We start from the raw sequence: 25,611 nt of genomic DNA on the forward strand, positions 1-25,611 counted from the left end.
CCCCGGGGCTCGCCCGGTGGCCCTAGGCGGGCGGTTCCTCCACGTCGGCGTCCGCCTCGTCCGGTCCCTGTACGTAGCGCAGGACGCCCCACATGCCGTGCTCGTCGGCGTGCGGGGCGTCGTTCCCGCACGCCTCCAGTTCCTTGCGGAGCGTGTCCGCGTCGATGCCGGAGCCGATCAGCACGAGCTGGGTGAGGCGTTCGTCGCCGGGCGCCCAGGGTTCCGGGTAGAAGCGCAGGAACCGGCCGACGGCGTGCACGGCGTAGCGGTTGACGGTGTCGTACGGCCCGAAGTCGACGTAGCCCTTGATCCGGTACAGCCCCTCGGGCCGGCTGTCCAGGAACCGCATGAGCCGCCGGGGTTCCAGGGGGACGGCGGAGGTGAAGGACAGGCTGTCGTAGCCGGTGTGCAGGTGCCCGGCGTGGTCCGGGTCGTCGTGGTCGTGCAGGTCGTCGAAGGACAGCTGGCCGACGCGCTCCTCGGTGGGCCGGCAGTCGAAGAGGAACTCGGGGTCGATCCGGCCGTAGGTAGCGGGGACGACGGCCGCGCGGTCGGTGAGCGAGCGGACGAGCCCCAGGATCCGGTCCGCGTCGCCGGCGCGGTCGAGCTTGTTGACGACGACCAGGTCCGCGAGGGCGAGGTGCCGGTCGATCTCGGGGTGCTTCGCGCGGGTGTCGTCGAACTCGGCGGCGTCCACGACCTCGACCAGACCGCCGTAGACGATGCCCGGGTGCTCGCTGGCGAGGACCATGCGCACGAGTTCCCGTGGTTCGGCCAGTCCGCTCGCCTCGATGACGATCACATCGATGCCGGCGGTGGGCGCGGCGAGCCGGTCCAGGTAGAGATCGAGTTCACTGGCATCCACGGCGCAGCACAGGCAGCCGTTGCCGAGTGAGACGGTCGAGTCGCCGAGGGCGCCGGCGACGGCCATGGCGTCGATCTCGATGGCGCCGAAGTCGTTGACGATGGCCCCGATGCGGCTGCCTCCGCTGCGGTGCAGCAGGTGGTTGAGGAGCGTGGTCTTCCCGGAGCCCAGGAAACCGGCGAGTACGACGACCGGGATCTGCTGCGGGCTGCCGCCGCTTGCCAAGCTGTTCCCCAACGGGCGACCTCTCAGACGTACCAGTGCGCACCGGCTCGCGCCCGGTGCGCGGACGGGCAGGGACGGAGGGTCCAGGATACGAGCGACCCGGAACCGGCCCCGTCGCCCGCGCGTACCCGGATTGATCCGACGATCAATACGGGATCAAGGTGCGGTCAATGTTGCCTGCATCAATACGCGGCATCAACATGTGCAGAGGCCGCTACGGTGACCCCCATGCGCGATCACGACACCGCTCCCCACCGCCCCGGGCGCCGGCTGACCACCAAGGAGACCGCCGAGCTGCTCGGTGTGAAGCCCGAGACGGTCTACGCGTATGTGAGCCGCGGCCTGCTCAGCAGCAGACGCGAGCCCGGCGGCCGGGTCAGCACCTTCGAGGCCGGGGAGGTCGAGGCGCTCGCCCGCCGCAACCGCCGGGAGGCCGCCGGAAGTCCGGGCACCGGCGGTGAACTGTCCGTCCGCACCCGCATCACGCTGATCGAGCAGGACCGGTACTACTACCGCGGCGTCGACGCGGTCGAGCTGGCCGCCCGCCACTCCTACGAGGAGGTCGCGGAGTGGCTGTGGACCGGCCGGCCCGCGCCGGGGGCGACGTTCACCGCGCCCGAGGCCACCGTCATGGTCGCCCGCCGCGCGGTGGACGCGCTGTCCGAGCACGCCTCCGCCGTCGACCGGCTGCGGGTGGCGGCGATCGCCGCGGCGGCCGAGGACCCGCTGCGCTTCGACCTGTCCGAGGAGGCAGTGCTGCACACGGCGCGCACCCTCATCCCCACCCTCGTCGCCGCGCTGCCGCAGGTCCGGTACGACCACAAGGACGACGGTCCGCTGGCCCACCGCCTGTGGGGCCGGCTGACCGGCCACCCGGCCGACGAGGCCTCCCTGCGCGTGCTGGACACGGCGCTGGCCCTGCTGGCCGACCACGACCTGGCCGCGTCCACGCTCGCGGTCCGGGTCGCCGCCTCGGCCCGGGCGCACGCGTACGCGGCGGTCTCGGCCGGGCTCGGCGTGCTGGAGGGCCCGCTGCACGGCGCGGCCGGCGGTCTGGCGCACCGGATGCTCCTGGACGTGCTCGACCAGGGCACGGCGGTCCCGGTGATCGCCGAAGAGCTGCGCGCGGGCCGCCGCGTCCCCGGTCTCGGCCACCGGCTGTACACCGGCGAGGACCCCCGCGCGCGGGTGCTGTTCGAGCTGCTGGAGCGCATCCCGCGCGCGGAGTCCGCGCTGCTCGCGGCCCGTGACATCGTCGCCACCACCGCCCGGCACACCCCGCTGCACGCCAATGTCGACCTGGCCCTCGCGGTGTTCACCGTGTCCTGCGGCATGCCGGTCACGGCCGCCGAGACGATCTTCGCCGTCGCGCGGACCGCGGGCTGGATCGCGCACGCCCTGGAGGAGTACGGCGAGCGCCCGCTGCGCATGCGCCCCAGCGGGCACTACGTCGGCCCGCGCCCGCCCCGGCCCCTCCCGGAGTAGGGCACGGCGGGCCCGCAAGTCACCGCCGGGGAAGTCAGGTTAGGCTCACCTCTGTGAGTAGGTGTGCGACCGTCTCCCGCGTGCTCGACGAGCCGGTTTCCGGTACGGCTGCCACGGCGACGACGTGGCTGCTGCTGGAACAGCCGGGCCCCTGGGGTGCCAGGGCTCTGACGTCCAGCCATCTCGACCCCGCGCTGGGCCGTGCGCTGGAGGCCGCCGCCGACGGAACCGGCGTGCGGATCGCGCTGATCCGCCGTCCCGGGCGCCACGCCGACCCCGGGCCGCCCCCGGTGCGGCAGGTGTACGCCGCGCACACCGTTCCCGGGCGGGTGTGGCTGCACGGTGCCACCACCGTCGAGCCGCGGCGCCTGCTCGACCTGGACTTCGCCGCGCTGGGGGCGGGCGACCACCGGTCCTTCGGCACGGTGCTCGGCGGGCGGCCCCATCGGGGTGACCCGCTGGCCCTCGTGTGCACCAACGGCAAGCGTGACCGCTGCTGCGCCCTCCTGGGCCGCCCCCTCGCCGCGGAGCTGGTCGCGTCGGGGGTACGCGGCGTCTGGGAAGTCACCCATCTGGGTGGACATCGGTTCGCGCCCACGGTGCTCGTCCTGCCGTACGGCTATGCCTACGGCCGCGCCGGGGCCCACACCGTGAAGGAGGCCCTGCACGGCGCCCAGGAGGGGCGTGTGCTGGTCGAGGGGTGCCGGGGGTGCTCCGCGTGGGAGCGGCCCGGCCAGGCGGCGGAGCTGGCCGTGCGGACGGCCGCGGACGAGTACCGGGCGGGAGTGCTGAGCGTCGTACGGACCGAGGGCACGGCTCCGCGCTGGGAGGTCACCGTCGCCCACACCGACGGCCGCCGGTGGCGGGTCACCGTGGCACAGGGCGCGGCGCTGCCGCCCCGCCCGGAGAGCTGCGGCGCGGAGATGCTCGGCACGCCCGCGCGGATGGACGTGGTCGAGGTGCGCGAGCTGCGGCCGTCGGCGCTGGCGAGCTGACCCGGCCCGCGCCCCGTCAATGTTGATCAACAGCTGATCAAGAGAACCACACCACACCCGCTGGGGGCTTCCGGCCGCCCCACGTACCGTCATGGGTATGCGCTCCACTCCCCCCGTACGCCGTCTGCGCCTCGGTCTGCCCCGGCGGATGTTCTCCCAGGTGCTGCTGATGCAGGTGGCGATCGCCGCGGGAGTCGCGGTGCTCGCGACCGGGCTTTTCCTGGCACCGCTGAGCAAACAGCTGGACCAGGAGGCGATGCGGCGGGCGCTGGCCATCGCCGAGACCACCGCGCAGGACCCGCAGATCGCCGAGGGCGTCCGGACCACCGCCCCGAGCGGGAACGGCCCCGTGCAGCGGGAGGCCGAGCGGATCAGGCGGGCCACGCACGCCGAGTACATCGTGGTGCTGGACCGCGACTGGGTGCGCTGGTCGCATCCCACGCCCTCGGAAATCGGCCGGCGCGTCTCCACCGACCCGTCCGACGCCCTGGCCGGCAAGGAGGTCATGGAGATCGACCAGGGCACCCTGGGCCGCTCGGCGCGCGGCAAGGTGCCGCTGTACGACGCCGGCCACCACGTCGTCGGCGCGGTCTCGGTCGGCATCGCCTACGACAGTGTGCGGGCGCGGCTGATCAGCGCCATCCCGGGACTCTTCGCGTACGCCGGCGGTGCCCTGGCGGTGGGCGCGCTGGCCGCCTGGCTGATCTCCCGGCGGGTCCAGCGGCAGACCCGGGACCTGGCCTTCTCCGACATCTCCGCGCTGCTCGCCGAGCGTGAGGCGATGCTGCACGGCATCCGGGAGGGGGTGGTGGCGCTGGACCGGGGCGGCCGTGTCCGCCTGCTCAACGACGAGGCACGACGGCTGCTGGGGATCGGCGACGAGGCCCTCGGGCGGACCCCGGACGAGGCCCTCGGCGCGGGCCGTACGACGGATGTGCTGGCCGGCCGGGTCACCGGCACCGACCTGCTCACCGTGTGCGGCCAGCGCGTCCTGGTCGCCAACCGCACGCCCACCGGCGACGGCGGTGCCGTGGCCACCCTGCGCGACCGCACGGAGCTGGAGCAGCTGGGGCGGGAACTGGACTCCACGCGCGGGCTGATCGACGCGCTGCGCGCCCAGGACCACGAACACGCCAACCGCATGCACACCCTGCTGGGGCTGCTGGAGCTGGAGATGTACGACGACGCCGTGGAGTTCGTCGGCGAGGTGGTCGGGGACCACCGGGCCACCGCCGAGCAGGTCACGGAGCGGATCCAGGACCCGCTGCTGGCCGCGCTCCTGGTCGGCAAGGCGACCGTGGCGGCCGAGCGCGGGGTCGCGCTGTGGGTGTCGGAGCGCACCCGGCTCCCGGACCGGCTGATCGATCCTCGGGGGCTGGTCACGGTGGTGGGCAACCTCGTGGACAACGCCCTCGACGCCGTCGCGGCCACCCCGCACGCGCGCGTGGAGGTCGAATTGCGCGCCGAGGGCCGTACGGTCGTCCTGGGGGTACGCGACACGGGACCCGGAGTGCCGGAGGACCGACGCGAGCTGATCTTCACGGAGGGCTGGTCCACCAAGAAGCCGCCCGCGCACGGCAAGCGGGGCATCGGGCTGTCCCTGGTCCGGCGGCTCGCCGAGCGGCAGGGCGGGAGCGCGACCGTGGGCCCGGCGGCCGGCGGCGGCGCGGAGTTCACCGTGGTGCTGCCCGAGGCATTGACCGAGCCCGAACCGGTGCCCGTGGGCTCCGAGCAGTCCGTGGGGACGTCCCTGGTCACCGCCGCCGTCACCGTCGCCGAGGAGGAGGCGTGATGATCGAGGTCCTGGTCGTGGACGACGACACCCGTGTGGCCCGCGTCAACGCCGCCTACGTCGAGAAGGTGCCCGGTTTCCATGTGGCCGGCGAGGCGCACAGTGCGGCCGAGGCGCTGCGTCGGGTGGAGAGCCTGCCGCGGCTCGATCTGGTCCTGATGGATCACTACCTGCCGGACGACACCGGTCTCGCGGTGGTCCGGGAGATGCGTCGGCGCGGCCACCAGGCCGACGTGATCATGGTGACGGCGGCACGGGACGTGTCGACCGTGCAGGCCGCCATGCGGCAAGGGGCGCTGCAGTACCTGGTGAAACCATTCGCCTTCGCGGGGCTGCGGGCCAAGCTGGAGGCGTACGCCGAGCTGCGGCGCACCCTGGACGGCGGCGGCGAGGCGGAGCAGGCCGAGGTGGACCGGATCTTCGGCGCGCTGTCCGCCCCGTCGGAACCCGAGTTGCCGAAGGGACACTCCCCCACGACGGCCGAGCTGGTGCGCCAGGCCTTGCTGAGCGCCGAACGCCCGCTCTCCGCGCAGGAGATCGCCGAGCGGACGGGGGTGAGCCGGCAGACCGCCCAGCGGTATCTGAAGCTGCTGGAGCGCACCGGCCGGGCCCGGCTGACCCTCAAGTACGGCGACGCGGGCCGCCCGGAACACCGCTATGTGTGGGCGACCCACGTCTGAGCACGCGGCTGTACAGGGACTTGTAGCCCTGCGAGTAGTCGGCGGGCGGGCCGCCCGGTCCCGCGCAGCCTCGCAGCCTCGCATGCGGGCAGAGGCCCAGGTGAGGTCGTGCTGAGGAGGAGCATGCGAGGAGGACGGTGAGGGGAGCTGGTCACCGGGTGGGCGGCTGCGCCAGCCCCTTGCTGTAGGCGTACCGCACGGCCTGCGCCCGGTCCTTGAGGCCCGCCTTGGCGAAGAGGTTGTTGATGTGGGTCTTCACGGTCGCGGTCGACACATGCAGTCTGCGAGCGATCTGCTGGTTGCTGAGCCCCTCGGCGATCAGCACCAGGACCTCGGCCTCCCGCGTGGTCAGCCCGTCGGGCGCCTCGCCCGCCGCTGGTGCGGGTTCGGGCTCCGGTTGCGACAGCCGCTCCAGCAGCCGCCTCTGGACGCTCGGCGACAGCCCCGCGTCGCCCGACAGCACGCTGTGCACGGCACGCACGATCTCGTCACCGTCCGCGTCCTTGGTCAGATAGCCCCGGGCACCGGCACGCAACGCGGGGAACAGCGACTCGTCGTCCGAGAAGGTGGTGAGCACCACGACCTGGGTCCCGGGGTACCGCGCCCGGATCCGCCGGGTGGCCTCCACTCCGTCGCAGCGCGGCATCCTCAGATCCATCAGGACGACGTCCGGCGCGAGTTCACCGACCAGCCGCACGGCCTCCTCGCCGTCGCCCGCGGCGCCCACGACCTCCACACCGGGCAGCAGTCCCAGCAGCATCACGATGCCCTCACGGACCACGGTCTGATCGTCGGCGACGACCACCCGCGCGATCTTCTCCTGCCCCTCCGTCCCTGTCATACGGGCACCTTCAGCGTCACCACGAACCCTTCTTCGTCCGGTCCCGCGTCCAGCGAACCGCCGAGCAGTTCGGCGCGCTCACGCATGCCCAGCAGACCGTACCCGCCTCCGGATCCGTCGAGTTCGCTCGGCCGCCCGCCCGAATCCCGGACGTTCAGCGTGACTTCGTGTTCGCTGTAGTCGAGCCGGACATCCACTCTGGCGCCATGGGCGTGCTTGCGGACGTTCGTCAGCGCCTCCTGTGCCACCCGCCGCACGGCCTGGGACGCCTCGGCCGGCAGGGGTCTGCGTTCACCCGTGACGGTGACCTCGGTGCCGTCGGCCGTGCGGGCGAGTTCGGTCAGGAAGTTTTCCAGCGGGGTCAGCTCGCCGCGCAGCGCGGACAGCGCCTGCCGGGTCTCGGCGAGCCCGTCCCGGGCCATCCCCCGGGCGGCCACCACGCGCTCCAGGATCCGTTCCCGGTCCGCGCCGTTCTCGATCAGCAACCGGGCCGCCTCCAGGTGCACTAGCTGCGCCGACAGGCTGTGTGCCAGCACGTCGTGGATCTCCCGTGCGATACGGGCCCGCTCGGCGAGCGCGGCGGACTCGGCCTCGGCCGCGCGGGCGGCACGCTCCTGGGCGAGCAGCCGCTGCGCATTGCCCCGGGCTTCCGCGTCCAGCCGCAGGACGTACCCGGCGAGGGCCAGGCCCGCCACGGTGGCGGCCGTGGTCAGCCAGGCGTCATCGGTGAACGCGGAGTATGAGGCCAGCGCCGCCGACGCGGCGGGTACTCCCACTCCGAGCGGCAGCCGTTCCAGCGCGCTGACTCCGCAGCCGCACCAGATGACGAGGGCCGGCCCTCCGAATCCCGTCGCCTCGGCAGTGGCCGCGATACCGAGGAGCACACCCATGAGCGCGAGAGACGGCACCAGCCGGTGCTCGTAGGTCATCCGGAAGAAGGCCCAGGAGACGAGTGCGGCGAGCGCCACTCCCGCCCCTGCCGCGAGCGCTCCCCAGGGGCCGACATGCCGCTGGCTGAAGGCGGCCCACAGCAGCATGGACAGCACCAGCAGGCGGACCGTCCAGGCGAGCAGCCGCCGGGGCCGGCTGATGCCCATGGGGCCGAGCGCTTCGCGGGACGGCCAGCGCGTCCAGGCGTTCTCTGTCACACGCGCTCCTTCCAGGCCGACGGGTTGTCGCCACCGTATGCCGGGGCGGGGCGCCTCGCCGGACCGGAGGACTGGGCCCGCCAGGCCAGGATCCCGCCGCGGACCAGCAGCGTGCCGGCGAGGCCGAGCATCAGCGCGGAACCGTCCTGGCGCAGACCGAGTGCGGCGGCGAGGGCGGAGACACCGGCCCGCAGGGCTATGCCCGCGGTCCATACGGCGATGCTCGCCTTGGTGCTCTCGGCCCACACCGTGCCGTCCGGCGCCGTCCAGAGCCGGGTGGTCCGGCCCCAGCCGATGCCGGTGGCCAGGCCGATGACGAGTTCGGCCGTGAGCAGGGCGGCGGATTCCCCGCGGTGGTGAGCGTCGAGTATGCCGGGTTCGCGCAGCGCGACCACGATGAGGACCACGGGCAGCAGCCACCAGCGCCGGTCCGTGTCGATCGCGCGGGCACGGAACTGCCTGGCGATCACGACGGCGACGACGGCCACGATCGCCAGCGCGTTGACGAGCCCGGACATCTGAAGCCTCCGTGAGCGAGAAGGTGAGCCGGAGCGAGCGCTCCCGACGCCTTCAAAGCTACGGAAATTCGCAGGTCAGCTGATCGGCCCCGGGGTGGATCACGGGTGGAACCCCGGAGCGGCCCGCCTCCACCCACGGGTGGAGAAACGCTCCGGGTCACAGGGGTGGGGAGGGTCGGGGATCGGGTCAGGAATAGAGGCGCAGGGCAGGGAGGGACGGGGCGGGCAACAGAGCGGAAGCAAGCGGGGGCCCTGCGGCGCGGTGCGCTGGGGTGGCGGTGCGTACGCGCGGCGTGCGGTGGGCGGGGTGCGGTGACCAGGTGGGCACGGCCAGGGCGGAAGGGGCGCCGCCGGGGCGGAAGCCGACGGCGACGCTCGACGACCGTGTGCTGCGGGGCTGGGCGCTCGACGGGCGGAGTCCGCCGACGCGGAACTCGCCGGTCGGTCTCCGGCGCGCCGCCCCCGCCCCTGCCCCTGCGTTCCCAGGCGACCCCCAGCCACTACCGGCCACAGTCCCGCCCACCACTCCGGCCGACCGGACACCGACACCGGCCGGCCAGCCGCTTCCGTCCCGCCGGCCGAGCCGCTTCCATCCTCGGCCCAGCCACTCCCCCCATCGGCCGGTGCCAGGCGCGGCGGCTACGCGTCGATGCGGGACCGGTCCAGCGTCGCCGCCGAGCTGGAGATGAACTCCTTGCGGGGAGCCACGTCATTGCCCATCAGCAGGTCGAAGACCTGTTCGGCGGCCTCCAGGTCGGAGAGGTTGATGCGGCGCAGGGTGCGGTGGCGCGGGTCCATCGTGGTCTCGGCCAGCTGGTCGGCGTCCATCTCCCCCAGGCCCTTGTAGCGCTGGATGGTGTCCTTGTACCGGATGCCCTTGCTCTGGAACTCCATGAGCTTGTCGCGCAGCTCGCGGTCGGAGTACGTGTAGACGTACTTCTCCTGGCCCTTCTTCGGCTGGATCAGCTCGATGCGGTGCAGCGGCGGCACGGCGGCGAAGACCCGGCCGGCCTCGACCATGGGCCGCATATAACGCTGGAAGAGCGTGAGCAGCAGGCAGCGGATGTGCGAGCCGTCCACATCGGCGTCGGTCATCATGATGATCTTGCCGTACCGGGCCTGGTCGATGTCGAAGGTGCGGCCGGAGCCCGCTCCTATGACCTGGATGATCGCCCCGCACTCGGCGTTCTTGAGCATGTCGGTCACCGACGACCGCTGCACGTTCAGGATCTTGCCGCGGATCGGCAGCAGTGCCTGGAACTCGGAGTTCCGCGCCAGCTTCGCCGTGCCGAGCGCGGAGTCGCCCTCGACGATGAACAGCTCGCTGCGGTCGACGTCGTCGCTGCGGCAGTCGGCGAGCTTGGCCGGCAGGGACGAGGACTCCAGGGCGGTCTTCCGGCGCTGGGCGTCCTTGTGCTGGCGGGCCGCGACCCGGGTGCGGGCGGCGGCGACCACCTTCTCCATGACGACCCGGGCCTGGGCGGCGGCGTCACGCTTGGTCGCCGTCAGGAATGCCTTCAGCTCGCTGCTGACCACGTTGTTCACGATGCGGCGGGCCGCCGAGGTACCGAGGACCTCCTTGGTCTGTCCCTCGAACTGCGGCTCGGCCAGGCGGACCGTGACGACGGCGGTGAGGCCCTCCAGGGCGTCGTCCTTGACGATGTTGTCCTCGGCCACGCGCAGCAGCTTCTTGGCGCGCAGCACGTCGTTCATCGTCTGGGTGAGGGCCTGTTCGAAGCCGGTGACGTGGGTGCCTCCCTTGGGGGTGGCGATGATGTTGACGAACGACCTGACCGTCGTGTCGTAGCCGGTCCCCCAGCGCAGCGCGATGTCGACGCCGAGTTCGCGAGTGACCTCGGTCGGGGTCATCTGGCCGTGTTCGTCCAGGACCGGGACGGTCTCCTTGAAGGTGCCCTTGCCCGAGAAGCGGAGGACGTCGCAGATCGCCCTGTCGTTCGCCAGGTACTCGCAGAACTCGCTGATGCCGCCGTCGAAGCGGAAGGACTCCTCCCCCTTGCTGCCGCCCTCGCCCAGGCCGAACTCGTCGCGGACGACGATGGTCAGGCCGGGGACCAGGAACGCGGTCTGCCGGGCGCGCTGGTGGAGGGTCTCCAGGGAGAGCTTGGCGTCCTTGAGGAAGATCTGGCGGTCGGCCCAGTAGCGCACGCGGGTGCCGGTGCGCGTCTTGGGGATCTTCTTGGTCTTGCGCAGGCCGCTCTTGGCCTCGAACTTCGCCTCGGCACCGTCGGCCGCGAAGGCACCGGGCACGCCCCGCCGGAAGCTGATGGCGTGCGTGTGCCCACCGCGGTCCACTTCGACGTCGAGGCGGGCGGAGAGCGCGTTGACCACGGAGGCGCCGACGCCGTGCAGACCGCCGGAGGCCGCGTAGGAGCCGCCGCCGAACTTGCCGCCCGCGTGCAGCTTGGTCATGACGACCTCGACGCCGGACAGGCCGGTCCGCGGCTCGACGTCCACGGGAATGCCGCGGCCGTTGTCCCGCACCTCCACGGAGCCGTCGTCGTGCAGGATCACCTCGATGCGGTCGCAGACACCCGCGAGGGCCTCGTCCACCGAGTTGTCGATGATCTCCCACAGGCAGTGCATGAGACCACGGCTGTCGGTCGAGCCGATGTACATGCCGGGGCGCTTGCGCACGGCTTCCAGGCCCTCAAGGACGAGCAGGTGCCGCGCGGTGTAGTTGGAACCGTCGCGGTCTGCTCCTGCCAGCAGCGCTGTGGACGGCACGGACGTCTCGGCGGTCACGCGGTTCGCTCCTCGCTGAATTTCAGATGGCCCCCTTCTGGGTAAGGGGGCGGCTTCGGTCGCCGCTCAGAGGGTACCGAGCCCTGGTAGAGCCGGTGTAACGCCACCCTCGTCGGCACCTCACACTAGTCCAGCCTCGCATGCTTGTTCGATCCCTCGATGGAGTGAAGCACATATCACGTTCCCTTTGGGGCATGAACCATTTAGGCTCCGGGCACGTCCTCATGAACAACCGGCAACCCAGCCGGGAGGACGAGACCGCAAGAGAGCGCGAACCCGTACGCATACAAGACACGCAATACGGCACATTCGCCGCCAACGGGCAGCAGACGACCGTCCCCGGAAAAAATTTTCGCGGAAAGGCCACGAGCGGGAACGTTTTCGGGCTGGTTGGATGTTGACCCTGGTACGACAGCTCGTCGAGCTAGAGAAGAGGCGACGTGACTACTGTTCTGACCCCCGCGAGCCCGCTGACGGCCGCCGATCGCTGCGACCGCTGCGGCGCCCAGGCATACCTGCGCGTCGTCCTGCTCAGCGGCGGAGAACTGCTCTTCTGCGCCCACCACGGTCGCAAGTTCGAGCCGGAACTCAAGAAGATCGCCGCTGAGATACAGGACGAGACCGAGCGACTGACGTCCGTTCCGGGCACCGTTTCCGAAGAAGAGCGCTGAATCTCGCACACACGACGAGCCAGCCCCGGCGCAGGCCGGTGATCGGGCGGCCGCTCCCCACCAGGAGCGGCCGCCCGTGCTCATACCCGCTCAAACGCGCTACGAGCCGCTGAGGAGCGGTTTCCGGGCCCCTGTGGCGGGCTCCAGCGCTCGTACGACCTCGGAGACGCGCGTGTAGACGCCGGGGTGGTCCGGGCGCCCGCAGCCGCTCCCCCACGACACGAGGCCGATCAGCCGTCCCGCGGCCACCAGCGGGCCTCCGCTGTCCCCCTGGCAGCCGTCCGGCCCTCCGGCGACCTCCCCAGCGCACAGCATGGTGGCGGCCCGGTAGGCGCCCTCGGGGCCGCCCGGGTAGGCCTTGGCGCACACGTCATCGGAGAGCACGCGTACGCGCGCGGCCCGCAGCCGCCGCGCATAGGCTCCCTCGCCGGTCGTGTCGCCCCATCCGGACACCAGTGCCTCCGTACCGGGCCGGTAGGCCGGGTCGCCCGCGCGGGCCATGGTGATGACCGCGCTCTGCGGCAGCGGCCGGGCGAGCAGGACGACCGCGAAGTCCCCGGAGTTGGTCGTGAGATCGAACCGGGGGTTGAGCCGGATCTCCCGTACGGCGATCTCCTCGCCCTCCGTCGACAGCAGGTCGGTGCGGCCCGCGATGACCTTGAGGTCACGCACCCGGTTCGGTGGCACCCCGAGGGCTTCCTCGCTCAGGCAGTGGGCCGCTGTGAGCACCGTGGTCCGCCCGATGGCCACAGCGCCGCAAAACTGCCCCGCCCGCGCTCCGCCGAACAGGTCACGGCTGGCCAGTGCGACCGTCCACGGGGCCTCGGAGACGTCTATCGGGAAACCCCCCACGACCACGCCGCCGGCGGCTGCGGGGACCGCGCCCATCAGCGGCATCGCGGCCATGGCGGCCGCCAGTGCCAGCGGCCGGACCAGTGCCCGGGCAAGGGAACGACGCATGCATGCTCCTCACTCTCAGGTCTTCCTGGGGGACCCAGAGTGATCCACCGAGCGGGATCGCGCAGCACGAAGGCCCGGCTCCCACGAGGGGAGCCGGGCCTTCGCCGTCGTACTGTGCGACCTGGTCGAGCTGTCGCGACCTAGTCCAGGTAGTCGCGCAGCACCTGGGAACGCGACGGGTGGCGCAGCTTCGACATGGTCTTGGACTCGATCTGACGGATGCGCTCACGCGTCACGCCGTAGACCTTGCCGATCTCGTCGAGGGTCTTCGGCTGGCCGTCGGTGAGGCCGAAGCGCATGGAGACGACGCCGGCCTCGCGCTCGGACAGGGTGTCGAGCACTGAGTGCAGCTGCTCCTGCAGGAGCGTGAAGCTGACCGCGTCGGCGGGCACGACGGCCTCGGAGTCCTCGATGAGGTCACCGAACTCGCTGTCGCCGTCCTCGCCCAGCGGGGTGTGCAGCGAGATGGGCTCGCGGCCGTACTTCTGGACCTCGATGACCTTCTCCGGGGTCATGTCGAGTTCCTTGGCCAGCTCCTCCGGGGTGGGCTCGCGACCCAGGTCCTGGAGCATCTGGCGCTGCACGCGCGCGAGCTTGTTGATGACCTCGACCATGTGCACCGGGATACGGATGGTGCGGGCCTGGTCGGCCATGGCGCGGGTGATCGCCTGACGGATCCACCAGGTGGCGTACGTGGAGAACTTGTAGCCCTTGGTGTAGTCGAACTTCTCGACCGCGCGGATCAGACCGAGGTTGCCCTCCTGGATGAGGTCCAGGAAGAGCATGCCGCGGCCGGTGTAGCGCTTGGCCAGGGAGACCACCAGACGGAGGTTGGCCTCCAGGAGGTGATTCTTGGCGCGGCGGCCGTCCTCGGCGATGATCTCCAGCTCGCGCTTGAGCTTCGGGGCGAGCTTGTCGGAGTTGGCCAGCTTGTCCTCGGCGAAGAGACCCGCCTCGATGCGCTTGGCCAGCTCGACCTCCTGCTCGGCGTTGAGCAGGGGGACCTTGCCGATCTGCTTCAGGTAGTCCTTGACCGGGTCGGCGGTGGCGCCGGCCGCGGCGACCTGCTGCGCGGGCGCGTCGTCCTCGTCCTCGTCGGACAGGACGAAGCCCGCGTTCTCGGTGCCCTCGGGCTCGTCGGCGACCTTGGTGTCCTCGAGGACCTCTTCGTCGAGAAGCTCGACGTCGTCCTTCTTGGCGGTGGTCTTCTTGGCGGCCGTCTTCTTGGCGACGGTCTTCTTGGCGGTCGCCTTCTTGGCGGCCGTGGCCTTCTTGGCGGCGGCCTTCTTGGCGGTTGCGGCTTCCTCGGCGGAATCGGCTGCGGCCGCGGCGGTGGGTGCCGCGGGGGCGGCCGTGGTGGCGGTGGCCTTCCTGGTGGTCACCGTCTTCGCCGCGACCGTCCTGGTGGCGGTGCGCTTGGCCGGGCTCTTCGCTGCGACGCTCTTGCGGGTGCGCTTGGGCTCTGCGGCACTGACCATCAGCGTCACACCCTCTTCCTCAAGAATCTGGTTGAGGCTGCGCAGTACGTTCTTCCACTGAGTGGCCGGAATCTGGTCAGCTTCGAAGGCCCGACGCACATCGTCGCCGGCGATCTGCCCCTCAGCCTTTCCCCGCTCAATGAGCGCCATGACAGAGACGGACTCGGCGATCTCCGGCGGGAGCGTACGGGATGTGCTGGCCGACACGAACAACCTCTCGGAACGTTGGAAAACGGCTTCCGGCACCGTCCACTGCGGACAGGAGCCGACCACCGGCCTGGGGATGGGCCGACGGCGCGGGCGGGGGCCGGGAAGATGCACAGCGCCATGCACGGCGTCCGTATTCCCTCCTCGGCTATCACCTCTTAGGTCATCGCGCTGTCTCCACGAGCGTTACGCCCATTCTGCGTGGCCCGAGTCACACCCCGTAAGTGGTCAAAAGCGGTCAGACATGTGCATACGCGATCACCAGTAGCCGCCAACCCGGCCGCCCCCGTACCGCCGGGGGCTGCCGCGTCGCCGGACTCCGCCGGACTCCAGAAGGTCCGGCGAGGTCCGGCGGCGGCCGGTACCCGGGCCCGGCGCCGCCGCGAGCACTACTGGGACGTCACACACCGGCGACCGCACCACGTCCCTCGCGGGTCAGTGCTCGCGCGGGGCGGGCACCACGCGCTCCACCTCCGGGTGGACCGTCAGCAGCTGACGCATGGCCGTCTCCGCCGCCGTGCCGTCGCCGGTGCCGAGGGCGTCGACGATCCGCGCGTGCTGGGCGAGGGACGTCTCGTTAGGGCGGTCACAGGCGGTGACCGGGCCGCCGGAGACCTGAAGCGCCGCCGAGACGATGCCGGAGAGGTGCTCCAGCATGCGGTTGCCCGCGATCTGGATCAGCATCGAGTGGAACTCGGTGTCCGCGCGCGCGTAGGTGAGCGCGTCGCCCTGCGCCATGGCGTGGCTCATGATCTCGACCATGTCGCACAGGCGCTGCTGCACCTCCTCGCGCCCGTGTCCGGCGGCGAGGCGGGCGGCCAGCGGCTCGATCGTCCAGCGCAGCTCGCTGAGCTCCCGGCGCTGGTCGTCGCGCTGCGGCCCGAAGGCCCGCCACTCGATGATGTCCGGGTCGAGGAGGTTCCAGTCGCTGACGGGGCGTACCCGCGTGCCGACGTTGGGGCGGGCGCTGACCAGGCCCTTGGCCTCCAGGACACGGAGCGACTCGCGGACGACGGTGCGGGAGACCTCGAAGCGCTGGCCGATCTCCTCCGGAACCAGCGGTCGGTCCGCACCCAGATCGCCGGAGACGATCATCTGTCCGAGCTGCTGGACGAGTTGGCCGTGCAGCCCGCGTCCGCGGCTGGCCGCGGCCCGCCGGCTGACCCGGCCCAGCTCGGGTTCCCCGCCGTCCCAGGCGGGTGTGCCGACGCGGTCGGCCACCGGGCCTTCCGCGTAGGGGTAGCGGTCGAGTTCGCCCGGGCCGGCCAGACCTGAGTCTGTGGAGCGGGCGGCGGTCATCATGGTGTGCGCAAGGGTACTCACGGATCCTTTGTCGGCGCCGCCTCCAACTCCCTTGAGGTCTTTGGTGAAAAGCACACGAAAGGGTGATCGCTCACCCCGTCGCAATTGACGCCTTATCGGAAAGAAATGGGCTTTCCGCGGGGAGTTGTGGGCAAGGCAGGACCGGAAGTGAACGAAGGGCGGTCAGCGCAGCCGGGTCCGCAGCGCCGTGTGCAGATACGCGCAGAGGAGACCCGCGAGCGACAACGCCAGTGCGCCGCCCACCGGTTGGGCGACCACCCGCGCGGCGGCGAGCAGGTACCGCTCCCCTCCGAAGGGCCACTGCAGCAGAAAGACCTCCCGCATCCGCACCGGGAAGTCCGCCGCCATGCGCACGGCCGGGCCCTGGAGCGCCTTGTGGACGAGGGGTACGACCAGGACGGGTACGGCGAGGACCGCGGCCAGTCCGGCCGTGGTGGACCGGAACACGCCGGCCGCCAGCACCCCCGCCCAGGAACAGCCGACGACCAGGCCGAACCAACTCGCGGTCAGCGACAGCCAGTCCGCGGGAACTTCCGTCAGCTCCCGTCCGTAGACGAGGTAGAGCACCTCGGCGTCGCAGCCCAGGGTGAGGAAGGCGAGCAGCCCCGCGGTGGCTCCGGAGACGAGCAGTTTCGCGGTGAGCAGCCCCAGCCGGCGGGGGACGGTGCCGCGGTCGGCCGCCAGGGCGGGATGGCGGAACTCGTCCCCGAAGGCCAGCGCGCCGAGCAGTCCCGATCCGAGCGCCGCGGGCGGCAGCGGCAGTTCCCGCGGCCAGGCCGCGAACAGCCGCGCCTGCGGGGTGTGCCCGGTCCTGGCGAGGAGTACGGCGGTGAGCGCGGACACGACGAGTACGGCGCCGCAGGTGAGGAAGCCGGTGCCGATGCCGGCGGCGCGCCGGATCTCGTAGCGGAGGGGACGCAGGGGGCTCGGGGCGGGGCGGACGGCGATGGGGGGTGGGAGAGGCGAGATCACGGCGGCGGCGCGGTCACCGTGGGAACGGCCGGCGTGGCCGTCCCGCCCCTTCCGGGCGCCGGGGTTCCTGGCCCCCGGGAGGAGGCGAGTGCCGGGGCCGGTCGGCGCGGGGGCGGGCGTGCCGTCGGTCTGCGGTCCGGAGGACGACGTGACCGCGCCGGGCCCGTTCTCCGGGCCGGCCGCCGAACCGGCGGAGCGGCCATCGCCGCTCCCCTCCCCGGTGACGCCCGTGGCCTCGGTCCGCGAGCGGCCGTCGTTGCCGCCGTTCCGGGCGCCGGCCCCTGTGTCGGCGGGCCGGCGCGGCTGCCGCGCGGCTCTTTCCCGCGCCTCGCCGACCGTGCCGTTCGCACCGGAGGCGGTGACAGTGGGCGCCGTGCCGTCGGCCGGGAACGCCGCGGCGGCCGGGGCCGCATCGCGCGGTGAGGCGCTGGGGGCGGTCACGGGGCGGGCCGGTTGGGTTCGCTGAGCGGCGCCGTGGGGCCGCCCGCTGTCGGCGCTCCCCGCCCGCCGCGAGGCCGAACGGCCGGACCCCCACCGCCCTTCGGTGTTCGGGGGCGAGTCGGCCACCGCTGGTTCCGTGCCCGGCGTCGGCGGTACGGCCGGGGTGCGCTTGCGTTGTCCGGCCGGGTACCCGGACGCCGTGGCGTTCCCTGTCGAGAGGCCCTGCGCCGGTGTGTGCGGCTCCGGCGTGGGCCGGTCCGGGGCCGTCGAGCGGAGTTGGGCCGCCGCCCGGTCAGATGAGGCGGTGCGCGGCTCCGCCACCGGCTCCGCGGAGCGTGGTTCCGCCGCCGCGAGGCCGGCCTTCGCGCTCTCCCGTGGGCCGGACTGCCTCGCGTGTCGCGGCTCCGCCGACACGTCGCGCGCGCCGCGCGCCGGGGCTTCGGGTGCACCGCTCAATCCGACGGGGCGGCCGTCGAGGGCGGGTTCCGGCGCCGTGCGGCCGCGTTCGTCCAACACTCGGCCGGCCGGAGCGGATTTCCGCTCCCCGTAGGAGATGCCGGTCGCCGCCGGGTCCTGCTCCGGCCTGGCCCTCCGGCCGGCAGGCGGTGAGTCCGGTACGGGCGGCCGCGGTTCGGCGGGGCGCGCGCCGTCGTCGCCCCCGGCTCCGGCGCCCGGTCCCATGTCACCCACCTCTTCGGCGAGTTGGTGGACGAGGATGCCGTGGCGGAAGGCGATCTCGCCGACGTCGGCGGTCGTGCTGCCGTACACCGACAGGCGGTTGCCGCCCTCCCGTACGACTTCGACGGAGCGGCGGGCGGTGCGGGCGTCCCTGGTCAGCAGGGCCGCGAGGCGTGCCGCATGGGGACTGCGGACGGCCACTCGCCGACGCAGCCGGGTGCGGGCGAACACCCGTGCCTCCTGGTCGGCGACGAGTCTGCCGCCGTCGAGGGTGACGACCCGGTCGGCGGTGCGCGCCGCCTCCTTGGGCTCCGCCGTGGTGAACAGCACCGTGCCGCCCTGGTCGGCATGGGCCCGCAACATGCCGTGCAGCCACTGGGCCTCCCGGGCGGAGAGGCCGTCGGCGGGTTCGTCCAGGACGAGCGTGTGCGGGTCGGGCAGCAGGGCACAGGCGAGACCGAGTCTGCGGTCCATGCCGCGCGACAGTGTCCTGAGTCGTTCCTCGCGGAGGCTGACGAGACCGACCACTTCGAGCACCTCGTCGGCTCGCCGCGCGGGAACTCCCGACGCCGCGCACAGCATGCGCAGATGACCGCGGACCGAGCGGGCGGGATGGCCTGGCACATCGCCGAGGAGTACGCCGACTTCTCGCGCCGGATGGGCGATCCGGTGCAGGGGGCGGCCTCTGAAGTAGGTGATGCCGCGCCCTTGTTGCAGCTCGAGCATGAGTCTGAGCGTCGTCGTCTTCCCCGCGCCGGCGCGTCCGAGGAGCGCGGTGACTTGCCCGGCACGCGCCTCGAAGGAGACATCGTCGACGGCGGGCGGATGCGCCTTGCGGGGATTGCTGGTCAGTCCGAAGGCCTCGATCACCTGATGCAAGATAGCGCGACATGTCTGGTTTTTCGGGTATAAGGCGATTTGCGGAAAGGCGCGTGCGACCTGCCTCCTCCCCTTTCCGCCGTTCGATGGAGCCCGTACTCGACACGCAGAGCCCGGCGGGCAGCGGCCAGACCGGTAACGGCCGGCGGGCAACCGGCAGACCGGTAACGGGCAGATCAACGGCAAGCAGACCGGTAGCCGGTACGGGTCAGACGATCACCGTGCCGCTTTTCCGTGTCTCAGACCTCGGGGCGCAGCATCGGCGGGTTGAGCAGCGTGGCGCCGCCGGCGCGGAAGAGCTGGGCCGGACGTCCGCCCTGGCGCGTGGTCGTCCCTCCGGTGGGGACGAGGAATCCGGGGGTGCCGGTCACCTTGCGGTGGAAGTTGCGCGGGTCGAGCGTGACGCCCCACACCGCCTCGTACACCCGGCGAAGCTCGCCGACCGTGAACTCGGGCGGGCAGAAGGCGGTGGCCAGCGACGAGTACTCGATCTTGGAACGGGCGCGCTCCACTCCGTCCGCGAGGATCCGGGCGTGGTCGAAGGCGAGCGGTGCCACGGGTTCGCCGTCACGGCCGTACCCGCCCTGCTGGAGCAGTTCCTCGACCGGGGCCCAGCGCGCGTTGCTCGCGTCGCCGCCGGCGCGCGGTGCGGGCAGGTCGGGTGCGAGCGCGAGGTGCGCGACACTGACCACGCGCATACGCGGGTCCCGCTCGGGGTCGCCGTAGGTGGCGAGCTGCTCCAGGTGGGCTCCGTTGTCCTGGGCCGGGGCGGCGGGGTCGTGGGCGCAAAGACCGGTCTCCTCGGCCAGTTCGCGCGCCGCCGCCTGGGTCAGGTCCTCGTCGGCCCGTACAAAGCCTCCGGGCAGTGCCCAGCGTCCCTGGAAGGGGGGCTCCCCCCTGCGTACCGCCAGCGCGCACAGGGCATGGCGGCGCACGGTCAGCACGACCAGGTCCACGGTGACGGCGAAGGGCGGAAAGGCTGACGGGTCGTAGGGCATGCCGCGATCATAGTCGTCTTCCTGACGATAAACACTCCCTCGGCCGCCGCAGCGGTGGCTGTCCCGCCTCCTTCCGGTGCGGCGCGCGAAGCCGCGTTTCCTTCACCGGCCGGTGGCTCGCGCGCGGTCGTCTGCCTCGCCCCGCACAGCTCCGAGCAGGGCCGGGCCACCGACCGGCGCCGAGCAGGCCCCTGTCGGACAGGCCGGCGCCGAGCAGGCCGGGGCAGGGGAAGTGGACGACTGCGGTCAGGCGGGGCACGGGGCGGCCGTCCGTCGCCAGGGCGGGGGCCGGGTGTCCGCCGATGCGGCTCTCCACCCAGACGTCGGCGCGGAAAGCAGCCGTGGCGGCGGGCTGCCGCTGGCCCCCGTGACCAGCGGGCTGTCCCTCATGACCGGCGGAGTGTCCTCATCACCGACGGCCTGCCCGAGTCGCAGCCGCAGTGCGGCACCCGGCCGGTGCGCCTCCCCTGGCCGGCGTGACCAGGGGACTCTCCGGAAGCCGCTCCCGGCACCGCACCGGGAACCGCCGGACCGGCGGGCATGGCCCGGTTCGGTGTCCACGGCCGTCGCGGCCAGGGAGGCTCCCGTCCGGGCACGGACCGGCGGGGGCTCATTCATCGCCCTCGGTCCACGGGCCTCCGCCCTCCGACGGCGCACCGCCGGTCGCGGTGTCGCCGGGGCCGGTGGTACGCGTGCGCCTGGTGCTCGTTTCCCGAAGTCCTGGCCGGGCGGCTCCGGGCGCGGTCGACCGGGGGCGGGAGCCGGCCGGCCTGCGTCGGTCGGCCTTGGTCCGGGCCGTGGGACGGTGGTCGTCGCCGTCCGCGCTCCGCGTGCGGCGCCTGCGCTGCCCGCCCGGCCGGGGCCCTGGAGCCGGGCCGTCCGCCGGGGTCCGGGGTGCAGGGACCACGCTCTGCGTGCTCTCGGCGGGCGCCTGCCGCGGTGCCGGGCCCGGTTGCCGCACCGCTGTGGGCTGGATGTCCTGCGTTTTCTGTGTGTCCTGGGCGCGCAGGCAGCGGCGGACCGCTTCCGGGTCGAGTCCTTCGTTGCACGCCTGATGCAGCAGGCGGGCGAAGAGGTAGTCGGGATCCGCGCCCAGTGCCATGGCCAGTGCCTCGCGCGCCTCCAGTTCGTCGCCCGTGGACCAGGCGACCCAGCCCGCCAGGGTCAGCGGTGCGGCGGCGTGCTCGCTGTAGGGGCCGACGCAGCGGCGGGCCAGGGCGCGCCAGAGCCGCAGGGCCGGGCCCGCGACGTCCCCTTCCATCCAGGCGGCGGCCCGGTCGCGGGTCGTGCGGTCCTGCAGTCCGAGGATGAGGGTCGCCGCCTCGTCGGCATCGAGGAGGCCGTCGTCGCGGACGTCCGCCGGATGGGTGCCGGAGACCGGTGCCGCCGTGGCGAAGCGGCGGATGATCCGCTCGGCGAGGACGAGCGTCTCCTGCGCCACCTCCTCACGGGTCGTCTCGTCCAGGATGCGGGGCACCAGGCTCATGCCCGCCGCGTCGAGGGCGATCTCCTGTTCCAGCGCCGCGGCGGACTCCCAGGGTTGCAACCTGGCGCGCAGTTCCTTCAGTGTGCCGCGCACCTGGAGGCCGGCGTAGGTGGCCGCCGCGGCGAGTACGGAGGTGCCGGGCAGGCCCATCGGGGAGCCGTCCTCGGGGCAGCAGCCCTTGCCCTTGACCGGGCAGCAGTACGACCAGAAACGCCCGTCCGAGACGCACAGGGCCTCGACGACGGGCACGTCCAGGCTTCCGCACTCGGTGCGCATCAGCTGGGCGAGCCTCGTCAGCCGTTGCTTGACCTCCCGGCCGGTCTCGCCGGGGCCCGGTTCCTGGCAGACGTAGGCCACCATGCCCTCGGGCCGGGCGCCACGCCGCTCGCTGCCGGTCACCAGCCCGCGGGCCAGCTGCCGGGCGGCGGCCTCCCAGTCCTCCTCGTTCGCCGGGATGCCGAGCCGGGCCCGGCCCCCGAACCTGCCGCAGCCTCCCCGGTCGTGCAGGGCGACGAGCACCATGCTGTCCTCGGGGCGGTAGCCGAGCAGGTAGGGGAGGGCGTCGGCCAGTTCGGCGGGGGTGCGCAGGGTGACCTGCGTGGTGTGGTCGGCCGGTCCGGCCGACGGGTCGTGCCCGGAGATGTCGTCGTTTCCGAAGGGTCCGGCGGTTTCGCTGTGATTCGTCATGCGCCGACGATCTCGCGGATTCCAAGATTCCGCTTAGGGGCCTGTGGATAACTCGGATCAGGGACACGACAGGTCATCCGGTGGTCCTGGTTGTCCACAGACTCGGCCCGGGCCCGCCCGGTTGTCGGTGCGGTCCTGTTGTATGGAACGCATGGAACACACGAGCAACGCGGATCTCCGGGCAGAGGCCGATGCCGTTCTCGCCCGGCTCGTCGGGGACGCGACGGGCGCCGCCCGGCTGCGCGAGGACCAGTGGCGGGCGATCGAGGCGCTGGTCGCCGACCGGCGCCGGGCCCTGGTCGTACAGCGCACGGGCTGGGGCAAGTCCGCGGTGTACTTCGTCGCGACCTCGCTGCTGCGAGCCACAGGAAGCGGACCCACGGTGATCGTCTCGCCGTTGCTCGCGCTCATGCGTAACCAGGTGGAGGCCGCGGGCCGGGCCGGTATCCACGCCCGGACCATCAACTCGGCCAACACCGAGGAGTGGGACGCCGTCCAGGCCGAGATCGCGGCGGGCGAGGTCGATGTGCTGCTGGTGTCGCCGGAGCGGCTGAACAACCCCGACTTCCGCGACCAGGTCCTGCCCAAGCTGTCCGCCGCGACCGGTCTGCTCGTGGTGGACGAGGCCCACTGCATCTCCGACTGGGGCCATGACTTCCGCCCCGACTACCGGCGGCTGCGCACCATGCTCGGCGACCTGCCGTCCGGCGTCCCGGTGCTGGCCACCACCGCCACGGCCAACGCCCGGGTGACCGCCGACGTCGCCGAGCAGCTCGGCACGGGCGGCACGATGGACGCGCTGGTGCTGCGCGGACCGCTGGACCGGGAGAGCCTGAGCCTCGGTGTGCTGCGGCTGCCGGATGCCGCGCACCGGATGGCCTGGCTCGCCGACCATCTCGACGACCTGCCGGGCTCCGGCATCGTCTACACCCTCACCGTCGCCGCCGCCGAGGAGGTCACCGCCTTCCTGCGGCAGCGCGGGCACACCGTCGCCTCCTACACGGGCAAGACGGAGAACGCCGACCGGCAGCAGGCGGAGGAGGACCTGCTCGCCAACCGCGTCAAGGCCCTGGTGGCCACCTCGGCGCTCGGGATGGGCTTCGACAAGCCGGATCTCGGTTTCGTCGTCCATCTCGGCTCGCCCTCCTCCCCCATCGCCTACTACCAGCAGGTCGGCAGGGCCGGCCGCGGCGTCGCCCACGCCGAGGTGCTGCTGCTGCCGGGCAAGGAGGACGAGGCGATCTGGGAGTACTTCTCCTCGCTGGCCTTTCCCTCCGAAGATCTGGTCCGGCGCACCCTCGACGTGCTCGCCCGGGCGGACGGCCCCCTGTCCCTGCCCGCCCTGGAACCGCTGGTGGAGCTGCGCCGTTCCCGCCTGGAGACCATGCTGAAGGTCCTCGACGTGGACGGGGCGGTGCGACGGGTCAAGGGCGGCTGGACGGCCACCGGACAGCCCTGGTCGTACGACGCGGAGCGCTACGCGTGGGTGGCCCGGCAGCGCGCGGCCGAGCAGCAGGCGATGCGCGAGTACGCCGCCACGACCGAGTGCCGGATGGAATTCCTCCAGCGTCAGCTGGACGACGAGGGCGCCAGACCATGTGGCCGCTGCGACAACTGCGCGGGGCCGCGCTTCACCTCCGACCTGTCCCCGGCGGCTCTGGACGCCGCGCGGAGCGACCTGGGCCGCGCCGGGGTGGAGGTGGAGCCCCGGCGCATGTGGCCGACCGGGCTCCCGGCCATCGGCATCAATCTCAAGGGCCGTATCCCGGCGGGGGAACAGGCCGCGCAGGGGAGGGCTCTGGGACGGCTGTCGGACATCGGCTGGGGCAACCGGCTGCGTCCCCTGTTCGCACCGCAGGCACCCGACGCGGCGGTGCCGGACGATGTGGCGCAGGCCGTGGTCGGCGTGCTGGCCGACTGGGCCCGTGGTCCCGGCGGCTGGGCCTCCGGTGCGTCCGACGCCCCGGCCCGGCCGGTGGGCGTGGTCACCATGGCCTCGCGCAGCCGGCCCCAACTGATCCACTCCCTGGGCGCCCGCATCGCCGGGGTCGGCAGGCTGCCCCTGCTCGGCTCGGTGGAATACGCGGGGGACACGCCCCGGATGTCCCGCAGCAACAGCGCACAGCGACTGAAAGCGCTCGACGGGGCGTTGACGGTGCCACCCGCCCTGGCGTCGGCACTCGCCGCGGCCGACGGCCCGGTCCTCCTGGTCGACGACTTCACGGAGACGGGCTGGACCCTGGCCATGGCAGCGCGTCTGCTGCGCAAGTCCGGGGCGCGTGGCGTATTGCCACTGGTTCTCGCGGTCCAGGGGTGAGTGCGGCGTCGCCGCTGTTCCGGGCTGCCGCACGGCCGTTCGCGGCGGCCCGCCGGCCGGGACCGCGGAGGGCGCAGGCGTCGATGGTCCACCCTTTGGGTAGGAGGGATATAAGCCACGCACTAGCAGATAACACTCGGCGGCGCCAATTGCTCGTTGCCGCAACCAAGTTCGACAGGAAGAATTGAGGTCCGCTACCCGCACGACTCACCCGTGATCCGGTTGGGCTCCGCTGCGGCGCGCGCTCCCCCGAATCCGACCTCGCCCGCAGTGTGGGCGCGTAGCCGAAGGGAGGAACGTGACCTTCGGATTCGCATCGTCCTCGGCGGCCTCGTTGTCGACGCCGGCGTCCGACGCCTCCGCCAGTCGCCTGCTCGAGCCCGCGGAGTGGGCCGCCGCCGGAATCCCTTTGCTGCGCAACCCTCGTGAGGTCGTCAGCGGTCTGCACTCCCGCCACCACCCGAAGCCGCTCACGGCGGTCGTGGCGGTGCTCGACCCGGACGAGCGGTTGCGGGCGAGCGCCTCGTTCACGCGCCGTGCGACGCCGGCCGACGGCTGGATGTTCCGCAACGCGCTGCTGGCCCAGTTGCGCCGGGTGATTCCGCACGACCTGCGCCGCCGTACCCCTGTGCGCACGGCCGTCCTGCTCTACTGCCGTGAGGGCGACGCGCGTTGGACCGAGGAGGACGGCGCCTGGATGTGGGGACTGCGCGATGCCTGCACCCTGCACGGGCTGCGCTGCGGCGCGTACATCACGCTGACCCGCGACGGCTGGCAGGTGCTCGGCGAGGGGCGCGGGGGGCGCCGGCCGAACGCGCACTCGGCCCCGGAGCCGTTCGCCACGTCGGAAGCCCCGCCGCTCGCACCACGCACCGGCGGCCCGGTCTCCGAGGTGCTGAGCCGGGCGGCGGCTCGCTGACCGGCGCGCCACGGGCGGTACGAGGGTTCGCGCGACCGGCCGGAGGCTCCTACGGTGCATCCGGCCCGCGTGCGACGGACGGCCGGGCCCAACCGGTGTGCGCGCAGAGCGGTCCGGAGGAGCACCGGCAAACTCGCCTCCCGGACCCCGAGGAGAGCCCTGGGTGACCTGCGGGGTCTGCCCCTGGTACGTCGGTGACCTGCGGGGACCGCCTCCTGGTACGCCCCGGAGACAGCCGTGGGCGGTGTGGGCCACACCCGTGGGCGCGTGTCCGGCCCGGCAG

18 protein-coding genes are annotated in these 25,611 nt (G+C 72.6%); 7 read left to right on the forward strand and 11 right to left on the reverse strand.

The genetic code is table 11. The features are described 5' to 3' along the window. Positions 1 to 22 precede the first annotated feature (22 nt). Positions 23 to 1,102, reverse strand: a complete 1,080-nt coding sequence (locus tag IE251_RS29555; protein ID WP_189756052.1) for a CobW family GTP-binding protein — start codon at positions 1,100 to 1,102, stop codon at positions 23 to 25. Positions 1,103 to 1,318: 216 nt separating this feature from the next. On the opposite strand from IE251_RS29555, the gene IE251_RS29560 reads away from it, so the two are divergent. From IE251_RS29560 to IE251_RS29575, 4 genes are all read left to right on the forward strand, one after another. Continuing rightward, positions 1,319 to 2,575, forward strand: coding sequence for a citrate synthase (locus IE251_RS29560; RefSeq protein ID WP_189756053.1), 1,257 nt, complete (start codon positions 1,319 to 1,321; stop codon positions 2,573 to 2,575). Positions 2,576 to 2,628: 53 nt separating this feature from the next. Further along, entirely contained in the window at positions 2,629 to 3,570 is a 942-nt protein-coding gene (locus IE251_RS29565) for a ferredoxin family protein (RefSeq protein WP_189756054.1), read from the forward strand. Between the two features lie 97 nt (positions 3,571 to 3,667). Continuing rightward, on the forward strand, positions 3,668 to 5,362 hold the full coding sequence (locus tag IE251_RS29570) for an ATP-binding protein (protein ID WP_189756055.1): 1,695 nt from the start codon (positions 3,668 to 3,670) through the stop codon (positions 5,360 to 5,362). Further along, positions 5,362 to 6,042 (forward strand): response regulator, encoded by a 681-nt coding sequence (locus tag IE251_RS29575; protein ID WP_189756129.1) that lies wholly within the window; start codon positions 5,362 to 5,364, stop codon positions 6,040 to 6,042. Before IE251_RS29570 ends, IE251_RS29575 begins: the two co-directional genes overlap by 1 nt. Positions 6,043 to 6,193: 151 nt before the next feature. On the opposite strand, the gene IE251_RS29580 is transcribed toward IE251_RS29575, so the two are convergent. From IE251_RS29580 to IE251_RS29595, 4 genes are all read right to left on the reverse strand, one after another. Further along, a complete protein-coding gene (locus IE251_RS29580; protein WP_189756056.1) occupies positions 6,194 to 6,883 on the reverse strand; it encodes a response regulator transcription factor in 690 nt (229 codons plus the stop codon). Beyond that, a complete protein-coding gene (locus IE251_RS29585) occupies positions 6,880 to 8,031 on the reverse strand; it encodes a sensor histidine kinase (protein WP_189756057.1) in 1,152 nt (383 codons plus the stop codon). The genes IE251_RS29580 and IE251_RS29585 overlap by 4 nt, the downstream gene beginning before the upstream one ends. Next, complete coding sequence (locus tag IE251_RS29590; RefSeq protein WP_189756058.1) at positions 8,028 to 8,549, reverse strand: DUF1453 family protein; 522 nt, start codon at positions 8,547 to 8,549, stop codon at positions 8,028 to 8,030. Before IE251_RS29590 ends, IE251_RS29585 begins: the two co-directional genes overlap by 4 nt. Before the next feature lie 639 nt (positions 8,550 to 9,188). Next, a complete protein-coding gene (locus IE251_RS29595) occupies positions 9,189 to 11,312 on the reverse strand; it encodes a DNA gyrase/topoisomerase IV subunit B (protein WP_189756059.1) in 2,124 nt (707 codons plus the stop codon). 440 nt (positions 11,313 to 11,752) lie between these two features. Between IE251_RS29595 and IE251_RS29600 the strand changes: the two genes are divergently transcribed. Further along, positions 11,753 to 11,983, forward strand: coding sequence for a DUF7455 domain-containing protein (locus IE251_RS29600; protein ID WP_189756060.1), 231 nt, complete (start codon positions 11,753 to 11,755; stop codon positions 11,981 to 11,983). 99 nt (positions 11,984 to 12,082) lie between these two features. Here the strand turns inward: IE251_RS29600 and IE251_RS29605 are convergent, their stop codons facing one another. From IE251_RS29605 to IE251_RS29630, 6 genes are all read right to left on the reverse strand, one after another. After that, positions 12,083 to 12,943: a serine protease gene (locus IE251_RS29605; protein WP_189756061.1), complete on the reverse strand. Its 861-nt coding sequence runs from the start codon at positions 12,941 to 12,943 to the stop codon at positions 12,083 to 12,085. 140 nt (positions 12,944 to 13,083) lie between these two features. After that, the gene (locus tag IE251_RS29610; protein ID WP_189756062.1) at positions 13,084 to 14,628 is read right to left on the reverse strand and encodes an RNA polymerase sigma factor; all 1,545 of its coding nucleotides are present in this window, start codon (positions 14,626 to 14,628) and stop codon (positions 13,084 to 13,086) included. Positions 14,629 to 15,063: 435 nt separating this feature from the next. After that, on the reverse strand, positions 15,064 to 15,951 hold the full coding sequence (locus tag IE251_RS29615) for a FadR/GntR family transcriptional regulator (RefSeq protein WP_189756063.1): 888 nt from the start codon (positions 15,949 to 15,951) through the stop codon (positions 15,064 to 15,066). Between the two features lie 162 nt (positions 15,952 to 16,113). After that, positions 16,114 to 18,912: an ABC transporter ATP-binding protein gene (locus IE251_RS29620; RefSeq protein ID WP_189756064.1), complete on the reverse strand. Its 2,799-nt coding sequence runs from the start codon at positions 18,910 to 18,912 to the stop codon at positions 16,114 to 16,116. A gap of 248 nt (positions 18,913 to 19,160) precedes the next feature. Continuing rightward, on the reverse strand, positions 19,161 to 19,919 hold the full coding sequence (locus tag IE251_RS29625) for an NUDIX hydrolase (protein WP_189756065.1): 759 nt from the start codon (positions 19,917 to 19,919) through the stop codon (positions 19,161 to 19,163). 610 nt (positions 19,920 to 20,529) lie between these two features. Further along, entirely contained in the window at positions 20,530 to 22,092 is a 1,563-nt protein-coding gene (locus IE251_RS29630; protein ID WP_189756066.1) for a DUF4192 domain-containing protein, read from the reverse strand. 151 nt (positions 22,093 to 22,243) lie between these two features. On the opposite strand from IE251_RS29630, the gene IE251_RS29635 reads away from it, so the two are divergent. Then, positions 22,244 to 24,409 (forward strand): RecQ family ATP-dependent DNA helicase, encoded by a 2,166-nt coding sequence (locus tag IE251_RS29635; RefSeq protein ID WP_189756067.1) that lies wholly within the window; start codon positions 22,244 to 22,246, stop codon positions 24,407 to 24,409. Between the two features lie 298 nt (positions 24,410 to 24,707). Next, positions 24,708 to 25,328 (forward strand): hypothetical protein, encoded by a 621-nt coding sequence (locus IE251_RS29640; RefSeq protein ID WP_189756068.1) that lies wholly within the window; start codon positions 24,708 to 24,710, stop codon positions 25,326 to 25,328. Positions 25,329 to 25,611: the final 283 nt, after the last annotated feature.

It is taken from the genome of Streptomyces eurythermus (assembly GCF_014649115.1).
Lineage (GTDB): Bacteria > Actinomycetota > Actinomycetes > Streptomycetales > Streptomycetaceae > Streptomyces > Streptomyces eurythermus.